The following is a 16282-nucleotide window of genomic DNA, read 5'->3' as shown; positions in this document are numbered from 1 at the left end:
ACTTGTTAAAAATGTTTGCCTGTTTATTATAGCTCTTCTAAAAAAGAATGTCTATGCAGGAAGGCTAATGAGAGACATTAAAAAAGCTCGTGTATATCCAGTGAATCCACCACATATACACGAGAAATTTTTAATTTCATCCTTGTAAATTTTGTTTGGGAAGGGTTGCGTATTTCAACATGGCTTCCAGCAGCTTTAAATTTTTTTCTTCAATTTCAAGCTTTCTCAGAATTTCAGGAAAAGCCTCTTTACTGTCATGCCATGTCGTTGGCAAGGGAACAGGAGACTCTTTTTCCCATTTCTTTAACCAGCTTGAAGGAAGATCCCCATTCATTACTTTGCCTCGCTTCATCACACTCCAAATCTGTGCCCACGCTCGTGGGACGGTACGCCAAATGTCATAGCCGCCCCCACCAGTTGCAATCCACTTGCCACTACAATATTCGTGGGCGAGCTCATGGGCGAGTAACGGAATTTTTTCATAAACTGCCATGGATGTACATAAATGGGTGAGTGGATCAAATGTATGAGCGTCTGCACCATTTTGCGTAAGAATGACGTCCGGTTTAAAATAATCAACTATTTCTTTGAAAGCAGTTTCATAAAGCTGCAGGAAAGATTCATCCTGGGTATATGCATCGATCGGCAAATTAAATGAATACCCATGTCCTGCTTTAATGCCACGTTCGCGTACGTCACCAGTTCCTGGGAATAAATAACGGCCAGTCTCATGAATTGAAAACGTACAGACATACGGATCGTCGTAAAAAGCCCACTGGACCCCGTCCCCGTGATGTGCATCTGTATCGACGTATAGCACCTTCAGATTATATTTTTCCCGAATATATTTAATCGCAACTGCACCATCATTATAGATACAAAATCCAGATGCTTGTCGCTCAAAACCATGATGGAGCCCTCCACCAAGATTCAATGCGTGAATAGCTTCCCCGGACAATACTGCGTCAACTGCCGTGAGTGTCCCTCCAACAAGATAACTCGATGCGTCATGCATATCGGTAAACATCGGAGTATCCTCGGTACCGAGTCCGAAAACCATTCCTTGTTCTTTTGTGAGTTTATCTTTTCCAGCTCTTTTAACCGCATCAATATATTCACGGCTATGAAACAAAGCCAGTTCCTCCTCGGTCGCTTTACGCGGTGCAATAATATCCTCCGCTTGAATCAATTCAACCGCGTCCAGCAGTTCCTTCGTTAGCAACACTCGCTTTTGATTGAATGGATGCTCTGGATTAAAATGATACGTTAAAAGATCATCGGAAAATATGAATTTAACTTGTTCACTCATACTTTTGGCTCCATAATATTATTTGGCCAGAGTAATTTAAAGCCAGCCTCCCTGATTCCCCGGATAATCGGCATTGGATTCATCGTCTGAACCCGGAAGACGAGCACTTTATATTCCGGATCATCCCCGTAAGGATAAATAAGAATGGAAACGATATTCACATTATGGTCACCGATGATTTGCGCAACTTCAGGAAGGATGCCTGGTCGATGCGGTACTTTGACTTCTATTTGGGAACTTTGTACATGGGTTCCAGTAAGTTGAATAAAGGTATGCAGCATGTGCTTTTCAGTTACCATTCCAACAAGCTCGTCATTTTGTACGACAGGAACACAAGCAAATTCTTTTTCATAAAAAATCCGGGCGATTTCCTCCACAAAATCCAGTGGATGAACGGTCACAACCGGGTAAGTCATAATCGTTTGAATTTCATTTTGTAATTCTTGCCGGTCGGCATCTTTAAGGAAGCTTGAAGGCATGGCGTCACGGACATCCCGGTCAGAAACGATTCCAATTACCTGGTTCGCTTTATCAACAATTGGTATATGTCTTATTTTATTTTCTTTTAATAAACGGAGTGCTTCCTCAATTGTTGCAGTAGGCGGGAGCGTAATAACTTCGGTGTTCATGATGCTTTCTACTAACATGATTCATCCCTCACTTTTTATTCGTTGATTGTATCTTGATAGAAAACGTAAATTGTCAAACACTTCAACGGTGGTTTCCGGGACATTTTTTCCGACACGGACCATTAAAGTGTTGGCCGGGTGGGAAATAATTTCCGGGTCATCGGTTGGTGCAGGGGTCAGCCCGCCGGAAGCCATCATTTTCTCCATTACTTTCCGGTAGTCCCAGATGCTTAATTTCGTACCTTCAAGATCCCAGTGCCAATAATACTCGGTAGAAATTACAATATAATTTTCCATGTAATCATCTAACATGGATAGTTTCAATAAGTTAGAAGCTACTCGTTGTCCGCGATAGTCTGGTATGATTTCGATTGCTCCTAATACGATTAATTCTTTCATTTTAAAGGTTGACCAACGTTCAAGTGGATCAGGGTAAAGATAGGTTACATAACCGACGATCATTTCTTCTGTTCGGGCGACGATAATTCTTGCTTCTTCAAATGAAGCAATTTCAAGAAGAGCCTCAAATTGCTTTTTTGCAGGTCGAAAGGCGACTAATTTGTCGTGAAAATTATACTTTTTTAACTCGTCGGATGAGAGGGGACCCTCGATTGTAATCGGCCCGTTGGACGTTTCATAAGTTATGGAATGAAAGGTTTTTATATGTTCCATGGCTTCACCACCTAATAATTAATGCGCTTACATTTAGTATACAACACTTTTCGGTTATTTTTTAGTATTTTGTGAATATTTATTTTGAATTAAATAGAAAGCACAAAGGCGGAAGCGCCCGTTTAGCAACGTACAAACTGTGCCTCCCAGGATGGGAGGTAGTTCGATGTTGCCCCAGGAAGGGGTGAACTTAATCGAACCTCCTTTTTACCGGAAGGGAGATAAAGGAAACATGCCCCTTTAGGGGTAGACGTAAGTTGGGCTTTAGCCCGAATTTAAACGGCCCTCCTTTAGTTATGAGCCGATGTTGACTTTCACCACAAGGGTATAAGTGCAACTAAGCCTCACAAAGACCGAGCGGATAAGTCTTCTTTATCGATTGGAGGAGTGTGAAGTTTGAGACTGCGCACTGCTCGTTCCACCAAAAAATTTGCTAGTTGCTCGTCGTGTTGCAAGATTACTCGGTGAAGACACACTCCTCGCAGACGCATGAAGCATACTCGTAGAAGTTTATTCAAGATGTAATTCATTTGGGGCTTTGCTGGGCGCAGAGCGGACGTGGCTAGTGCTAGCAATTTTAGTTATGCATAACAATTTCATTTTATAGTTTTGTGTAAAAGAAAAAATCAGGGGTTTGCTAGCTCCTGATTTTAAGTCTTGCTTATATTGCTTGTTATTCGTCTTTAGTTTCCTTGTCGTCTTCATTCTCTTCTTTCTTTTCTTTCTCTTCATTATCCTCTTTTTGTTTGTCTTCTTCCGCTTCATCTTTGTCTTTAGCTTTTTCTTCTTTTTCATCGGTTTCTCTAGATTCTTCTTCTGAGGTTTCTTCGTTTTCTTTATCCTTCTCTTTATCCTTTTCTTTATCATCCTCGACTTTACCGATGGTTACGGTAGTCGAAGCTTTGGATTCTAGGCCGAAGTAGTCGACTGCCCGAATGTGGTAGATCCCATCTCCGCTTCCGGATTTAAAGCTCGTAGAAGTCGTACTGCCAATTCGTGAGAAGCTGTCACCTTCTTTTGCAGCCCGGTAAATCCGGTAGCCAACAACATCATTGCTCGGTGAAGCGTTCCATGTAATCTGGTTACCGGAATTCTTGATTGATGTCGGTGGTTCAGGTGCTTTCCCGTCATCACTAATGCTGTTCGTTGAAGTATTTGTGTTGGGAAAACCAATTTTTTCCCATTTACTTCGGTCTTCATATAATGGAATAAGCTGTGTGATATCCGGGATTTTATCATAACCTTTTTCTTTTAGAAACTCTGGATTAAACATGAGGCCGCCGCCTTTTGCAAATTCACCAGGTGTATCTGGTCCAGGTGAAACAGCCTTTCCATTCACGATAATTTGATCCCCGGTTATTAAACTATTATCCACTTCCGTTGGGACAAATTTTGCATTGAATAAGTCTGTCTTGACGAGTCCAGCTTTTTCACATAAGTCACTTGGAAGCAAGCCTGAAATCGCACAATAGCTTCTTTGGACAATGCCATCAGGCTGCTGGAAAGCGTGATCAGGAGCGACAAGTTCCGGATTAACATCACTTGCAGCATTAATGAATTCGGTCCAGTAATCACGATTCCGCTCACTGTGGGTTAAATGCTCCAGTCCATCGGGGATTCGGTACCCCATCCATGTTGCAAAAGTGATGTTCGGATTACTCGCAACAAAGTGGACGTTCTCCGTATTTTGGGATGTTCCCGTTTTCCCTGCCCAGTCGACATTACTATATTTAAGCTTGGAACGTAAGCCGGCTGCTGTACCATCTGAAATAACATCCCGCATCATATCAATTAATAAGTAACTCGTTTGCGGTGAGAATACTTCTTTGGTTTTCACTTCATGTTCATAGATCGTATCGCCGTCTTTTGTCGTTATTTTTTCAATCATATATGCGTTGGCAAATTGTCCGTTATTGGCAAATGTTGCGAAAGCGTTCGTGTTCTCTTCAATTGAGATCCCGTGTTGTAAGCCTCCAAGTGCGAATGAGGCGTTGGCATATTCTTCATCTTCAATCGTTGTAATACCCATGTTTCTTAAGTATTTATCGACAGGATTCAGATCAATCAATGGAAGATAAGCTTTTACGGCCGGTATATTATACGACTTAGCCAAGTTTGTCCGTGCTGAGAGCAATCCATGATGTCTCAGGTCGATGTTTTTGATTTCCTTCCTTCTCCCGCCATCGGGAACCGTCAAGTAAACATCGGCGATTGGTGTTCCAGGTTGGAGTTGTCCTTCTTCCATTGCTGAACCATAGATGAAGGGTTTCATTGCACTCCCATTCGAGCGTATTGCTTGCGTTGAATAATTATAATGATTCTCGATACTTGGGTTCCGGTTCCCGAAGAAGCTGATAATCCGTCCTGTAGAGTTTTCAATCATGATTGCTGCACCTTGCACAGCTTGTTCAATCCACTCATCAGATTCTTTTGGATACTCTGTCCACTTATTATTACCGTAGCGGTTGAAGTTTTGTCCGATTTCTTGAAACACATCATACAATTCTTTATCAATCGTCGAGTGAATTTCATACCCATTCATTTGCAATGCTCGGGCTGCACGCTCTTTATATTCTACCCTTAAGTCGGGGTCTTCTTGCAAATCTTCTTTTGTAACTCCGTCTTCTTCCAGGAATACATTGTACAGTATGTCTGTTGCATCTTTTTCAATTTGCGCTGTTAAGACAGGATACTCTTCAAATGATGACTTTTGATTTTCTTTAAAATCCGCCACCAGATCATAATTGATTGCTGCGTCATATTCTTCTTGTGTAATGTATTCCATATCAAGCATTCTGTTTAAAACGGTCTTCATTCGGTTCAACCCATACTGGATTCCTTCTTCATCTTTCAATCCTCCGCCACTTACAAACGGGGTGTAAGCAGAGGGACTTTGTGGCAAACCGGCGAGATAGGCTGCTTGTGCGAGGTTTACATCTTTCGCATCAAGACCAAAAATACCTTGAGCGGCTGTTTGGACGCCAGCAATATTTCTTCCAGATGAATCCCGGCCATATGGAACGATATTTAAGTAGGCTTCGAGAATCTCATCTTTTTCAAAGAACCGTTCCAATCTTAAAGCTAACAGAATTTCTTTCGCCTTTCTTTCAAAGGACACTTCATTTGTTAAGATTTGGTTCTTAATCAATTGCTGGGTTAATGTACTACCACCTGTTTGAGTGGAAGAATTCATTACTTCCTGTAAAACTGCTCGTAAGATAGCTTTCGGAACAACACCTTGATGTTCATTAAAATATTCATCTTCAGTTGCGATGACAGCGCTGATGAGTTCGGGGGCTATTGTTTCCAGTGTTGTTTCATCCCGGTGGAGGTCAGAATTGACTTCCCCTAAAAAGACATTATCAGCAAAATACATCTCCGTTGTTTCGGCATAATCGTAAATATCCTGAGCCATTGTTTCATAATCAAGGATTTTTTCATCTTTTACGAGGGAAGCGAAGTAGCCTGCACCAATTCCTCCAACGAAAAACATGCCGATAAAGCTAATAATTAAAAAGAATAAAATGACATTCCACATCACACCATATGTAATTCGGCTTGTCTTTTGGATTTTTCCTATTTTCCAGGATTCTTTAATTGTATGTAAAAATTGTTGGATGCTTTTTTTAAAATCCATTTGAAACCCTCCTAAAATTCGTTTATAATTATACCATATATCGATTTTTTCATGAATGCTTTTTTGGAAAAGGTTGCTAAGGAACTATTTTTGTGGTTATAATATAATCTAAATAAACTTGTTATGCTAGGAAGGAATCAGTAGTCTAGTAAATCCCTATTAAAGAGAGTTGGCGGTCGGTGCAAGCCAATATATATTTACAGGCGAATTACACTCCGGAGCATTTCTTTTGGTGAGCAGCCTTAAGAACGGTGGAGACATCGTTAACAATCCCAAGTGGCACAGTTGTGCAACAAGGGTGGTACCGCGTGATTAAGCTCGTCCCTTTTTTTATAGGGATCGGGCTTTTTTTGTTTTTATTTTTCATAAAAAGGAGATAGAAGAATGAATATCTTAGAAGAGTTGGAATGGCGGGGTTTAATCAATCAAGTCACAGACCGGGAAGGTTTGGAAGAGTTATTAAATAAGCAAGCAGTTACATTATATTGCGGGTTTGACCCGACGGCAGACAGTCTGCATATCGGTCACCTTGTACCGATTGTCATGCTGAAGAGATTCCAGAAGGCCGGGCATAAGCCGATTGCACTAGTCGGTGGCGGCACAGGAATGATTGGCGACCCAAGTGGACGTTCAGCAGAGCGCTCCTTGAACACAGCAGACGTCGTGATGGGGTATGCGAACAGTATCCAGGAGCAAATCGGTCGGCTTGTAAAATTCGGGGAAGGAGAGAACCCTGTCGTATCGCGAAATAACCATGATTGGTTAAGCAAAATAACATTTATTGACGTATTACGCGACGCAGGAAAGCATTTCAGCATAAACTACATGCTTGCCAAAGAATCTGTTTCCTCTCGGATTGAGTCAGGTATTACCTACACGGAATTCAGTTACATGCTGCTTCAGTCGATTGACTACATGAAATTGTATGAAGAAGAGAATTGTCAGCTGCAAATTGGCGGAAGTGACCAGTGGGGGAATATTACAGCGGGAATGGAAATGATCCGCCGGACAAGAGAGAATCCAGAAGAAGAGGAAGTTAACGTATTCGGTCTAACTGTCCCATTAATTACGAAAGCAGACGGAACGAAATTCGGGAAAACTGCTGGTAATGCAATCTGGCTTGATCCGGAAAAAACGACACCATATGAATTTTACCAGTTCTGGCTCAACACAGATGATCGTGATGTTGTGAAATTCCTACAATACTTCACGTTCCTCTCCAAGGAAGAAATTGAAGCGCTAGAGAAAGAAGTAGAAACGCAACCGGAAAAGCGAGTCGCCCAAAGAAGGCTTGCTGAAGAAATGACAAAAATGGTTCATAGTGAGGAAGCACTTGAGCAGGCAATCCGCATTTCAGAAGCCTTGTTCAGCGGGAATATTAAAGAACTATCGGTTACGGAAATTGAGCAAGGATTCAAAGATGTGCCGACACATAATCTGGATAAGGAAGATATCGAACTAGTCGACTTGCTCGTTCAAGCTAAAATTTCCCCATCGAAACGTCAGGCAAGAGAAGATATTTCAAACGGTGCGATCTATATTAATGGTGAACGCCAACAGGAAGTTGGCTACACACTTACTGCAGATGATCGTATTGAAGATGTGTTTACCATTATTCGTAGGGGGAAAAAGAAATACACATTGATTGATTTTAGTTAAATAACTGATAAGGGCTTAACAGGGACTAACCTGCTTAGCCCTTTTTTTGATTCAGGGACAGAAGGGTCAGAGCACTTGTCCCGATTTTTTCACAGATTGTTCATGAATAGTCATTGAAAGCGGTTTGTTTCATTGGTAAAGTTGTGTTAGAAATTGTTAGAGATTGTTTAAGTCTGTTTTGAACGAATCAAGAAAGGAGGGATGAGGTTTGCTGCCGCTAGAACGTAAACAAAAGATTGAAGAGCTAATCATTGAACGTAAAACAATAAAAATTTCGCAATTAAGCGAGGAAATGGGCGTCTCTGAAATGACGATTCATCGCGATATCAAACCATTAATTGCGGAGGGGATGATTACGAAAACATTCGGTGGAATTACACTTGCTGCAGAACAGGGGAAGAAGTCAGAAGAAACGGATACATGTGATTTCTGTGCAGGAGAACTCACGGAACGTCTTATCTATCGTATCTTCCTGAAAGGAAATAAAACCATGACGGCTTGCTGTGCTCACTGTGGTGTACTGAAACATCGAGAGCTGAAATCAGATGTCACCCAAGCTATTTGCCGAGACTTCCTACTGCAGACGACAATCAGTGCGAATCAAGCTTGGTATGTTATCGATTCATCACTTCCAGTCGGTTGCTGCAAGCCTCAAGTGCTGACTTTTGAGGCAGAAGAATATGCAAATCGGTTTGTAACTGGTTTTGGAGGAAAAGTGTATCGCTTTGAAGACACACTTGATATCATTTATGAACGAATGCAACAAAGCTAGAGTATGTATAAATACTAATAACAAAAAATGATATGGAGGCTATTCACATGAAGAAAATTATTACACCATTTATCATCGTCTTATTCATTTTACTTTCAGCTTGTGGAAGTGGGGAAGAGACGAACGAAACAGCGGAAACAGATGAGCTAGTCGCGCTCGAAGTAGAGTTCAATGTTCCAGAAACCGCAGAGCCCGGAGAAACCGTCGAACTTGAAGCAGTTGTCAGCTACGGAGATGAGCTTGTCGAAGATGCAGATGAAGTGAAATTTGAGTATTGGTTAAAAGGAAATGAAGATGATAGCACTAATATAGATGGTATACATACAGAAGATGGAAAATATACAGCAGAAGTAACGTTTCCGGAAGATGGCACGTATGAAATGTACGCCCATACGACTGCCCGCGGCTTGCATACGATGCCACTTAAATCTATTATCGTCGGGGATGGCGGAGAAGCGGGTGATGCTGGTGAAGAAGAGGATCATGACCATCACGCACAGACACAGACAGAAGGTTTCCACATGCATTTCATGGAACCGGAGTCTGTTCAAATTGATGAAGAAATTAATTTAACTGTTCATCTCCATCTAGACGGAGACGAAATGGAAGGTGCAAACGTTCGTTATGAAATTATTCCAGAAGGAGAAGAAGGGGATGCGGCTTGGGTTGACGCAGAAGAAACAGTAGCTGGAGAATACACCACAGCTCACGAATTTACAGAGCCAGGAACGTATAAACTTGTCATTCATGTAGAGGATGACGCGGAATTACATGAACACGATGAATATATAATTGAAGTAGAATAATATTTATCCCGGTGTAAACGTCCGTAAAATTCCCACCTCAAAATTTCAGGTCAAGTCAAGAAAGTTTAGATGGGAAGAAACGTGAGCTAACAGCCTTATTCGTTCAACTAACAATCCGTGGTGGATGAAGCCCCCCCTGATTGAAGATTCACTTTATAAATGTAGTGCTGACTTTAAAAAATACGCACTACATTTTTTGTTTTATGGGTTATTAATTTTATGTTAATCTACTAGAAAGCGATTACCCGGATGTAGCTTTACATTTTAATAAGTAGTTAATCAAAATATAATATTTTATTAGATTAATGGCAAAATAAGTTGCATTTCAAAATTAAGCACATTATAATACTATTTAGGAAAGCGCTTAATCTAATTGGGTTATATTTATTAATACACGTATGCAGTGCAAAGAGGGGGAGGAATGTTAGAACTTACGTACTCGATAGAAACAATCGCTATATTGATTGTAATCGCATTATTAGTAGGCTTTAATAAAACAGCATTGCCGTCATTGGGGTTATTCATTTTAACCATGCTTATGCTGCTGTTTCCGCCAAGATTTGCTATTGGTTTTATGTTGCCATTACTTATGGTCGCAGATCTCTATGCGATCATTGCTTATCGTAAATCGGTAGATTGGAAGAGATTAATAAAGCTCTTTCCTTGGGTGATTGTCGGCTTGACAATAGGCTATGTCACATTGCTGTTAATTGATGAAAAACATTTAAAAATGATGATTGGATCGATTATCTTATTATTCATTAGCATGATGTTCTTTAGAAGAAAAACGAATGACAACTTGTTAGCGGGCAATCATCAAGCTTTACTAACAACAGGATTTGGAATTTTCGGGGGCTTTTCTACGACCGTAGGCAATGCTGGTGGAGAGGTGATGTCGGTATATTTATTGCTTCAACGTTTACCAAAGGCTGTATTTGTCGGTACAGTCGCCTATTTCTTCTTCGTTGTGAACTGGGTCAAATTACCACTTTATTGGAGCATAGGATTGATTAACAGAGAAATGCTGCAACTTACACTTTACTTGTCGTTGTTTATCTTATTGGGTGCATATATCGGAAAACGAGTCCTGCCCCATATGAAACAGGAAAGATTTAATCAACTTATTTTATTTCTAACGTTATTAGGTGCAATTAATTTATTTTTTTAACCATTAAAGAAAGCGCTTAACAAAATGGTTTTATTTTTAGTTTTTATTGACACCGCTTTCAAGTTATGGAAGGAGGAACGCTTTCGATTGTAGAAGGTTGTCGGTAATAACGTTTTTTGGAAAAAGAATATATAAAGGGGATATGAATCATGGAAAAGGACAAGGTGCAGAGTCTGAACAAGAATTATTATAGGCGTAATCTGATGTTAATTACGGTTATTTCCACATTCGGTGGACTTTTATTCGGTTATGATACTGGTGTAATTAACGGAGCTTTACCATTTATGAGTCAAGCAGACCAGTTGAACCTGACACCATTTACAGAAGGAGTAGTGGCGAGTAGCCTATTACTTGGGGCAGCGATTGGCGCTGTAGTTGGAGGAGCGTTATCGGATAAAATAGGAAGAAGAAAGTATATCTTGCAATTAGCACTTCTCTTTTTTATCACTGCTTTAGGTTGTGCATTTGCAATTAACTTTTCGATGATGGTAGGATTCCGCTTCTTCTTAGGATTTGCTGTTGGTGGTGCATCTGTAACCGTACCATCTTTTCTAGCTGAAATGGCACCGACAGAACGTCGTGGTCGTATCGTTACACAAAACGAATTAATGATTGTATCTGGACAGCTACTTTCTTTTACAATGAACGCAATTATTGGAAACGTACTTGCTGACAGTGGATTTGCATGGAGATACATGCTCGTCCTAGCGGCTTTTCCAGCTGTAGTCCTTGGTATAGGAATGTTAAAAGTTCCGGAAAGCCCAAGATGGTTAATTTCAAAAGGCAGAACAGATGAAGCTATGAAAGTATTAAAACAAATTCGCCCAGCCGACGAGGTGCAGTCAGAATTTGATTTCATACAAGAAACAGTTAAGAAAGAACAATCGAAAGAAAAGGTTCAAGTGAGCGAGTTGATGGTTCCGTGGGTAAGAAGACTTCTACTTATCGGAATCGGCATTGCCGTTATCCAGCAGCTTACTGGTATTAACTCTATCATGTACTACGGGACAGAAATATTGATTGATGCCGGATTTGAAACAGGTGCAGCGTTGATTGCAAATATCGCGAACGGTGTCATCTCGGTTACAGCGGTAATTGTAGGTATTTGGCTATTAGGTAAAGTCGGACGTAAACCAATGCTTCTTGTTGGACAAATTGGTGCTGTTATTGCCCTATTTGCTATTGGATATTTCTCGAATGCATTTGCAGGATCTGATTATTTACCGTTTATTGTAATGGCATTTATCATTATGTTCCTAGCATTTATGCAAGGGGCGATTGCGCCAGTTACGTGGCTCATGCTTTCAGAGATATTCCCTACAAGAATTCGTGGCGTCGGAATGGGAATTAGTGTATTCTTTTTATGGATTGTCAACTTCTTCATTGGATTAACATTCCCATCTTTATTAAGTTCACTCGGGCTGTCATCGACATTCTATACGTTCGGAATCTTAAACATTCTAGCTATTCTATTCGTAGTTAAATTCTTGCCTGAAACGAAGGGAGTAAGCCTAGAAAAACTAGAAGAAATGTTCAGGAACTATAAAAAGAAATCATCAAAAAAAATAGATAGGGAAATTATATAGGAAACACTTTAAAGGGACTAGGAGAGGATGTATCAAATGATGAAAAAGAAAGATATCAACATTGGACTAATTGGATATAGCATGATGGGGAAAGCACATAGTAATGCTTACCGAGCGGCTCCATTCTACTTTGATCTTGATGTGAACCCAGTATTAAATACCATTGTGGGAAGAGATCCGGAAAAAATTAAAAAGTCAGCAGCCAAGATGGGCTGGAAGAATCATTCGACAGATTGGCAAGATTTAATTGATGATCCAAGCATTGACGTGATTGATATTTCTTCACCGAACAATACACATAAAGAAATTGCGATTCGTGCAGCTGAGGCTGGGAAGCACGTATTTTGTGAAAAACCTTTATCCCTGACATTGCAGGAATCCAAGGAGATGCTTGATGCAGTGAACAAACATAATGTCCTGCATATGGTTTGTCATAATTATCGTTTTGCCCCAGCGGTTCAATATGCGAAAAAGCTGATTGCTGAAGGTCGTTTGGGAAAAATCTACCATTTTCGAGCAACGTTTTTACAAGATTGGTTGATGAACCCGGAAGCACCGCTAACATGGCGTTTGCAAAAAGATATTTCTGGATCAGGAACATTAGGTGACTTAGGTATTCATATCATTGACTTGGCCCGTTTCTTAATCGGTGAATTCAGTGAAGTGACAGGTATGATGGATACATTCATTAAACAGCGCCCACTTGGAACAATGACTGACACACTTCAATACGAAACGACGAGCAATGAATACGGAGAAGTAACGGTAGATGACGCAGCAGCATTTTTAGCGAGATTTGAAAACGGTGCCATGGGAACGTTTGAAGTTTCCCGCTTCTCGGCAGGTAATCGAGCAGGAAACCGTTTTGAAATTAATGGCGAATTTGGTTCAATCCGTTGGGATATGGAGAATATGAATAACTTGGAAGTGTACTTTACAAATGATGAAGAGGGGTTGCAAGGATTCCGTACGATTAACTGTACAGAGCATGTCCATCCATTTGCCGGTAACTACTGGCCAGCAGCACATATTCTCGGTTATGAGCACACATTCGTAAATATTATAAAAACATTCTTGGACGGGGTAGCGAAAGGGGAGTCACCTGAGCCTAATTTTAAAGATGGGGTGATGAACCAAGCAATTGTAGAAGCAGTAGAGCGCTCCAGTGAAACCAAATCCTGGGTATCTGTGAACGATGTTTTACAAGAAAATAATATTGAAAAACAAGATTTGATCCATCAATTGTAAGGAGGAAAGACAATGAGACAATTAAATTATGAATTTAATGTTGGCATTGCAGCAATTAGTTGGGTAAACGATGATATCCCTGGCCTGGGAGACGAAACATCCATCGATGAGATCCTGAAAGAAATGAACGAACTGGGCTATATTGCAACAGAAAAGGGTCGGACATTCCCGGACGATGAACAAGAATTGAAAGCATTATTAAATAAACATAATATGACACTAGCAAGCCAATTTGTCAGTGTCCTGTTCTCAGACCCAGCCCTTCACGATGAACAAATCGCCAACTTCCGCAAGCAAGCTGAATTTTTAAAAGCAATGGGTTGTGATTATGTAATCGTTTGTGAAATGGCTGGCTCCACACATTGGGACGCAAGAAATCCAGAACGGAGGACTCCGAAGGATCTATCGGAAGAAGAGTGGGATTCTCTAGCGAAAGGATTAAATAAAGCTGGTGAAATTGCTAGGGAATATGGGATGCAACTAGTTTATCATGCGCATGCTGGAACGGTGATTGAGCAAAAAGAAGATGTGGATAAGTTAATGAAAATAACAGATGCACGCTACGTGAACTTATTGTTTGATAGTGGTCATGCTTTATATGGAAATTACGATCCCTATGAATTTTTAATAAACCACCTCGATCGCATTAAATATGTACATTATAAAGATGTGCGTCCAGAAGTATTGAAAGCTTGCCGTGCAGCAGGAAAGACATTCCGCGAAGAAGTAGTTGATGGTATCTTTACTGTTCCAGGTGATGGTGTGATTGATTTCCAACCAATTATGAGAAAACTGATGGAGACAAATTATCATGGCTGGATCATAGTCGAGGCAGAACAAGATCCAGCGAAGGCTAATCCTTATGAATATGCAAAAAAAGCAATCGAATACTTACAACAAATAGAAGAGGAACTTGTACAAGAATTAACAAAGGGAAAAGGGGAATTCGCAAATGGCTAAAGTAAAAGTAGGAATTTTAGGAGCAGGTTTTGCAGCGGGTTTACATGCAGATATTTTACAGGATGATGAGCGGGTAGAGATTGTAGCAATTGCAGATCTTTATATTGATAAAGCGAAACAATTGGCAGATACGATTAAATATGATGTACAAGCAGTTGATTCACTCGATAAACTAATTGAATTAGGTGTTGATGCTGTTTATGTTACGACACCGAACACACTACACGTTGAAGCTGTTATTACTTGTCTGGAAAATAATATTCACGTATTCTCGGAAAAACCGATGGCAACAACAATTGAAGGGGCACGTAAGATTCTCGATGCAACGAAAAAGTCAGAAGGAATATACAACTTAGGAATGAACCGTCGCTATGCCTACGTTCATAAAGATATTAAAGAAAAAATTGAGAATAAAGAGCTTGCACCATATTCCGCACATATTAAGTTGAACCGAGGAGAATTACTGAATCCAGCTTGGACAGCGAATCCGGATGTTACCGGTGGGTTCTTGTATGAAACGACAATCCATCAGCTTGACTTGCTCTCCTACTTCTTTGGAAAAATCAAGACGGTCAAATGTGAAGCGAGAAAGAGCTTGTCTGATACGCAATATGATGATTTTGTGATGATGTTCACGTTCGAATCGGGAACAATAGCAACGCTTATTTCTTCTGCCCATTCTGGCTGGAGTTTCCCATTTGAATCTGTTGAAATCTACGGGGAATATTCTACCGTTGCGACGGAAGAGATTGAAACGATCCGTTATAGTAAAGGGCTTAACAAGGAAGTGGAGAAACTAGATTACACGCAAGTAGCTTTTAAAGAAAAGTGCGGTTATGTAGAAGAAGATCGACTATTTATCGATGCAATCTTAAACGGTGAGGAACCACCAGTTAATGCGCAAGAGGCTTTTGAACTTACTTACCTGATTGAAAAGATTTATGAAAGTGCAGATACAGGAGAGACGATTCACTTTAATCAAGAGGAGGTAAGTCAGTGAAGTTTTCACTCTGCAGTTGGGTCTTTGGTGACTTAGCAATAGAAGATGTCATTCGCTTTGCTGCGAAGACGGGGTATGATGAGGTTGAGGTAGGTACAGCAGTTGATGCGCACGACTGGACATCGATTAAACAGACAGCTAAGAAAGAGAATATAAATATTAGAGGAATTAATGCGGATGCAAGCTTCTTAAAGCCGGAAACCGATCTGGCAAATCCGGATGTGGCATTAAGGAATGAAGCAATCGCTTATTTTAAAAGGCAACTAGAAATTGGAGGGTATCTGGAGGCTGAGTATATGGTACTTGCCCCAGCTGCTCCAGGCCGTTCCATCCCTGCTTTATCACGTGAAGAAGATTGGTCAAATGGAGTAGATTCTATTAAGCAACTCGCCCCTTTTGCAAATGAGTTAGGAATCCAAATCGTAATCGAGCCGTTGAACCGATACGAGAACTGCCTCGTATATAATGCAGATACTGCCTCTTATTTTTTGCAAGCAGTAGAAGAACCAAATGTGAAAACGATGCTCGACACGTTCCATATGAATATTGATGAAGCGAACTTGATCGATCCATTTACGAAATTAAAAGGTTGGCTTGAAACGATCCACGTAGCAGATTCGAACCGTAGAGGTTTAGGCAAAGGCCACCTTCCTTTTGAGGAAGTGGTAAAAGCCATCAAACAGATTGATTATGATAAAACAATTACCGTTGAAAGTCTTGCTCCAGGCGGTCACCCGTTTGAAGCGACATCAAAGCAACAATTGAATATATTGTTTAAAGATATGGAAGAATCGTTAACATTTTTAAAAAACTATTTTTAGTATCGGAGTGATCCA

General features: G+C 40.5%; 13 protein-coding genes and 1 other annotated feature. Of the genes, 9 read left to right on the top strand and 4 right to left on the bottom strand.

Annotation, left to right across the window (positions count from 1 at the left end; translation table 11 throughout):
* Positions 1–136: 136 nt before the first annotated feature.
* From L3V42_RS09570 to L3V42_RS09555, 4 genes are all read right to left on the bottom strand, one after another.
* Positions 137–1309 carry an acetoin utilization protein AcuC gene (locus L3V42_RS09570; RefSeq protein ID WP_238471873.1) on the bottom strand — a complete coding sequence of 391 codons (1173 nt, stop codon included), beginning with the start codon at positions 1307–1309 and terminating at the stop codon, positions 137–139.
* A complete protein-coding gene (locus tag L3V42_RS09565) occupies positions 1306–1956 on the bottom strand; it encodes an acetoin utilization AcuB family protein (RefSeq protein ID WP_235762416.1) in 651 nt (216 codons plus the stop codon). Before L3V42_RS09565 ends, L3V42_RS09570 begins: the two co-directional genes overlap by 4 nt.
* A 3-nt stretch (positions 1957–1959) precedes the next feature.
* The gene (locus L3V42_RS09560; protein WP_235762417.1) at positions 1960–2610 is read right to left on the bottom strand and encodes a GNAT family N-acetyltransferase; all 651 of its coding nucleotides are present in this window, start codon (positions 2608–2610) and stop codon (positions 1960–1962) included.
* 673 nt (positions 2611–3283) lie between these two features.
* Positions 3284–6247 carry a transglycosylase domain-containing protein gene (locus L3V42_RS09555; RefSeq protein WP_238471872.1) on the bottom strand — a complete coding sequence of 988 codons (2964 nt, stop codon included), beginning with the start codon at positions 6245–6247 and terminating at the stop codon, positions 3284–3286.
* Positions 6248–6366: 119 nt separating this feature from the next.
* Positions 6367–6576, top strand: a binding site (T-box leader).
* 55 nt (positions 6577–6631) lie between these two features.
* On the opposite strand from L3V42_RS09555, the gene tyrS reads away from it, so the two are divergent.
* From tyrS to L3V42_RS09510, 9 genes are all read left to right on the top strand, one after another.
* Positions 6632–7906 carry a tyrosine--tRNA ligase gene (tyrS, locus tag L3V42_RS09550; protein WP_235762419.1) on the top strand — a complete coding sequence of 425 codons (1275 nt, stop codon included), beginning with the start codon at positions 6632–6634 and terminating at the stop codon, positions 7904–7906.
* A gap of 208 nt (positions 7907–8114) precedes the next feature.
* The gene (locus tag L3V42_RS09545) at positions 8115–8678 is read left to right on the top strand and encodes a DeoR family transcriptional regulator (protein WP_235762420.1); all 564 of its coding nucleotides are present in this window, start codon (positions 8115–8117) and stop codon (positions 8676–8678) included.
* 47 nt (positions 8679–8725) lie between these two features.
* Positions 8726–9484, top strand: coding sequence for a FixH family protein (locus L3V42_RS09540; RefSeq protein WP_235762421.1), 759 nt, complete (start codon positions 8726–8728; stop codon positions 9482–9484).
* 421 nt (positions 9485–9905) lie between these two features.
* Entirely contained in the window at positions 9906–10652 is a 747-nt protein-coding gene (locus tag L3V42_RS09535) for a sulfite exporter TauE/SafE family protein (RefSeq protein WP_235762422.1), read from the top strand.
* Between the two features lie 149 nt (positions 10653–10801).
* Positions 10802–12238 (top strand): sugar porter family MFS transporter, encoded by a 1437-nt coding sequence (locus L3V42_RS09530; protein WP_255770972.1) that lies wholly within the window; start codon positions 10802–10804, stop codon positions 12236–12238.
* 39 nt (positions 12239–12277) lie between these two features.
* A complete protein-coding gene (locus L3V42_RS09525; RefSeq protein ID WP_235762491.1) occupies positions 12278–13486 on the top strand; it encodes a Gfo/Idh/MocA family protein in 1209 nt (402 codons plus the stop codon).
* 12 nt (positions 13487–13498) lie between these two features.
* Positions 13499–14446 carry a myo-inosose-2 dehydratase gene (gene iolE, locus L3V42_RS09520; protein ID WP_235762423.1) on the top strand — a complete coding sequence of 316 codons (948 nt, stop codon included), beginning with the start codon at positions 13499–13501 and terminating at the stop codon, positions 14444–14446.
* Entirely contained in the window at positions 14439–15446 is a 1008-nt protein-coding gene (locus L3V42_RS09515; RefSeq protein WP_235762424.1) for a Gfo/Idh/MocA family protein, read from the top strand. The genes iolE and L3V42_RS09515 overlap by 8 nt, the downstream gene beginning before the upstream one ends.
* Positions 15443–16267 (top strand): sugar phosphate isomerase/epimerase family protein, encoded by an 825-nt coding sequence (locus L3V42_RS09510; RefSeq protein ID WP_238471871.1) that lies wholly within the window; start codon positions 15443–15445, stop codon positions 16265–16267. Before L3V42_RS09515 ends, L3V42_RS09510 begins: the two co-directional genes overlap by 4 nt.
* Positions 16268–16282: the final 15 nt, after the last annotated feature.

Origin of the sequence: Oceanobacillus alkalisoli (assembly GCF_022213125.1) — a bacterium.
Classification (GTDB): domain Bacteria; phylum Bacillota; class Bacilli; order Bacillales; family Amphibacillaceae; genus Oceanobacillus; species Oceanobacillus alkalisoli.
The sequence above is the reverse complement of the archived record's forward strand: the minus strand, read 5'-3'. Positions and strand labels throughout refer to the sequence as shown.

Excerpts from the sequence above, each read along its gene's own strand:
- L3V42_RS09515 (WP_235762424.1), top strand. The coding sequence starts at position 14,439 with ATGGCTAAAGTAAAAGTAGGAATTTTAGGAGCAGGTTTTGCAGCGGGT.
- L3V42_RS09530 (WP_255770972.1), top strand. The coding sequence starts at position 10,802 with ATGGAAAAGGACAAGGTGCAGAGTCTGAACAAGAATTATTATAGGCGT.
- L3V42_RS09560 (WP_235762417.1), bottom strand. The coding sequence starts at position 2,610 with ATGGAACATATAAAAACCTTTCATTCCATAACTTATGAAACGTCCAAC.
- tyrS (WP_235762419.1), top strand. The coding sequence starts at position 6,632 with ATGAATATCTTAGAAGAGTTGGAATGGCGGGGTTTAATCAATCAAGTC.
- L3V42_RS09535 (WP_235762422.1), top strand. The coding sequence starts at position 9,906 with ATGTTAGAACTTACGTACTCGATAGAAACAATCGCTATATTGATTGTA.
- L3V42_RS09565 (WP_235762416.1), bottom strand. The coding sequence starts at position 1,956 with ATGTTAGTAGAAAGCATCATGAACACCGAAGTTATTACGCTCCCGCCT.
- iolE (WP_235762423.1), top strand. The coding sequence starts at position 13,499 with ATGAGACAATTAAATTATGAATTTAATGTTGGCATTGCAGCAATTAGT.
- L3V42_RS09540 (WP_235762421.1), top strand. The coding sequence starts at position 8,726 with ATGAAGAAAATTATTACACCATTTATCATCGTCTTATTCATTTTACTT.
- L3V42_RS09570 (WP_238471873.1), bottom strand. The coding sequence starts at position 1,309 with ATGAGTGAACAAGTTAAATTCATATTTTCCGATGATCTTTTAACGTAT.
- L3V42_RS09555 (WP_238471872.1), bottom strand. The coding sequence starts at position 6,247 with ATGGATTTTAAAAAAAGCATCCAACAATTTTTACATACAATTAAAGAA.
- L3V42_RS09525 (WP_235762491.1), top strand. The coding sequence starts at position 12,278 with ATGAAAAAGAAAGATATCAACATTGGACTAATTGGATATAGCATGATG.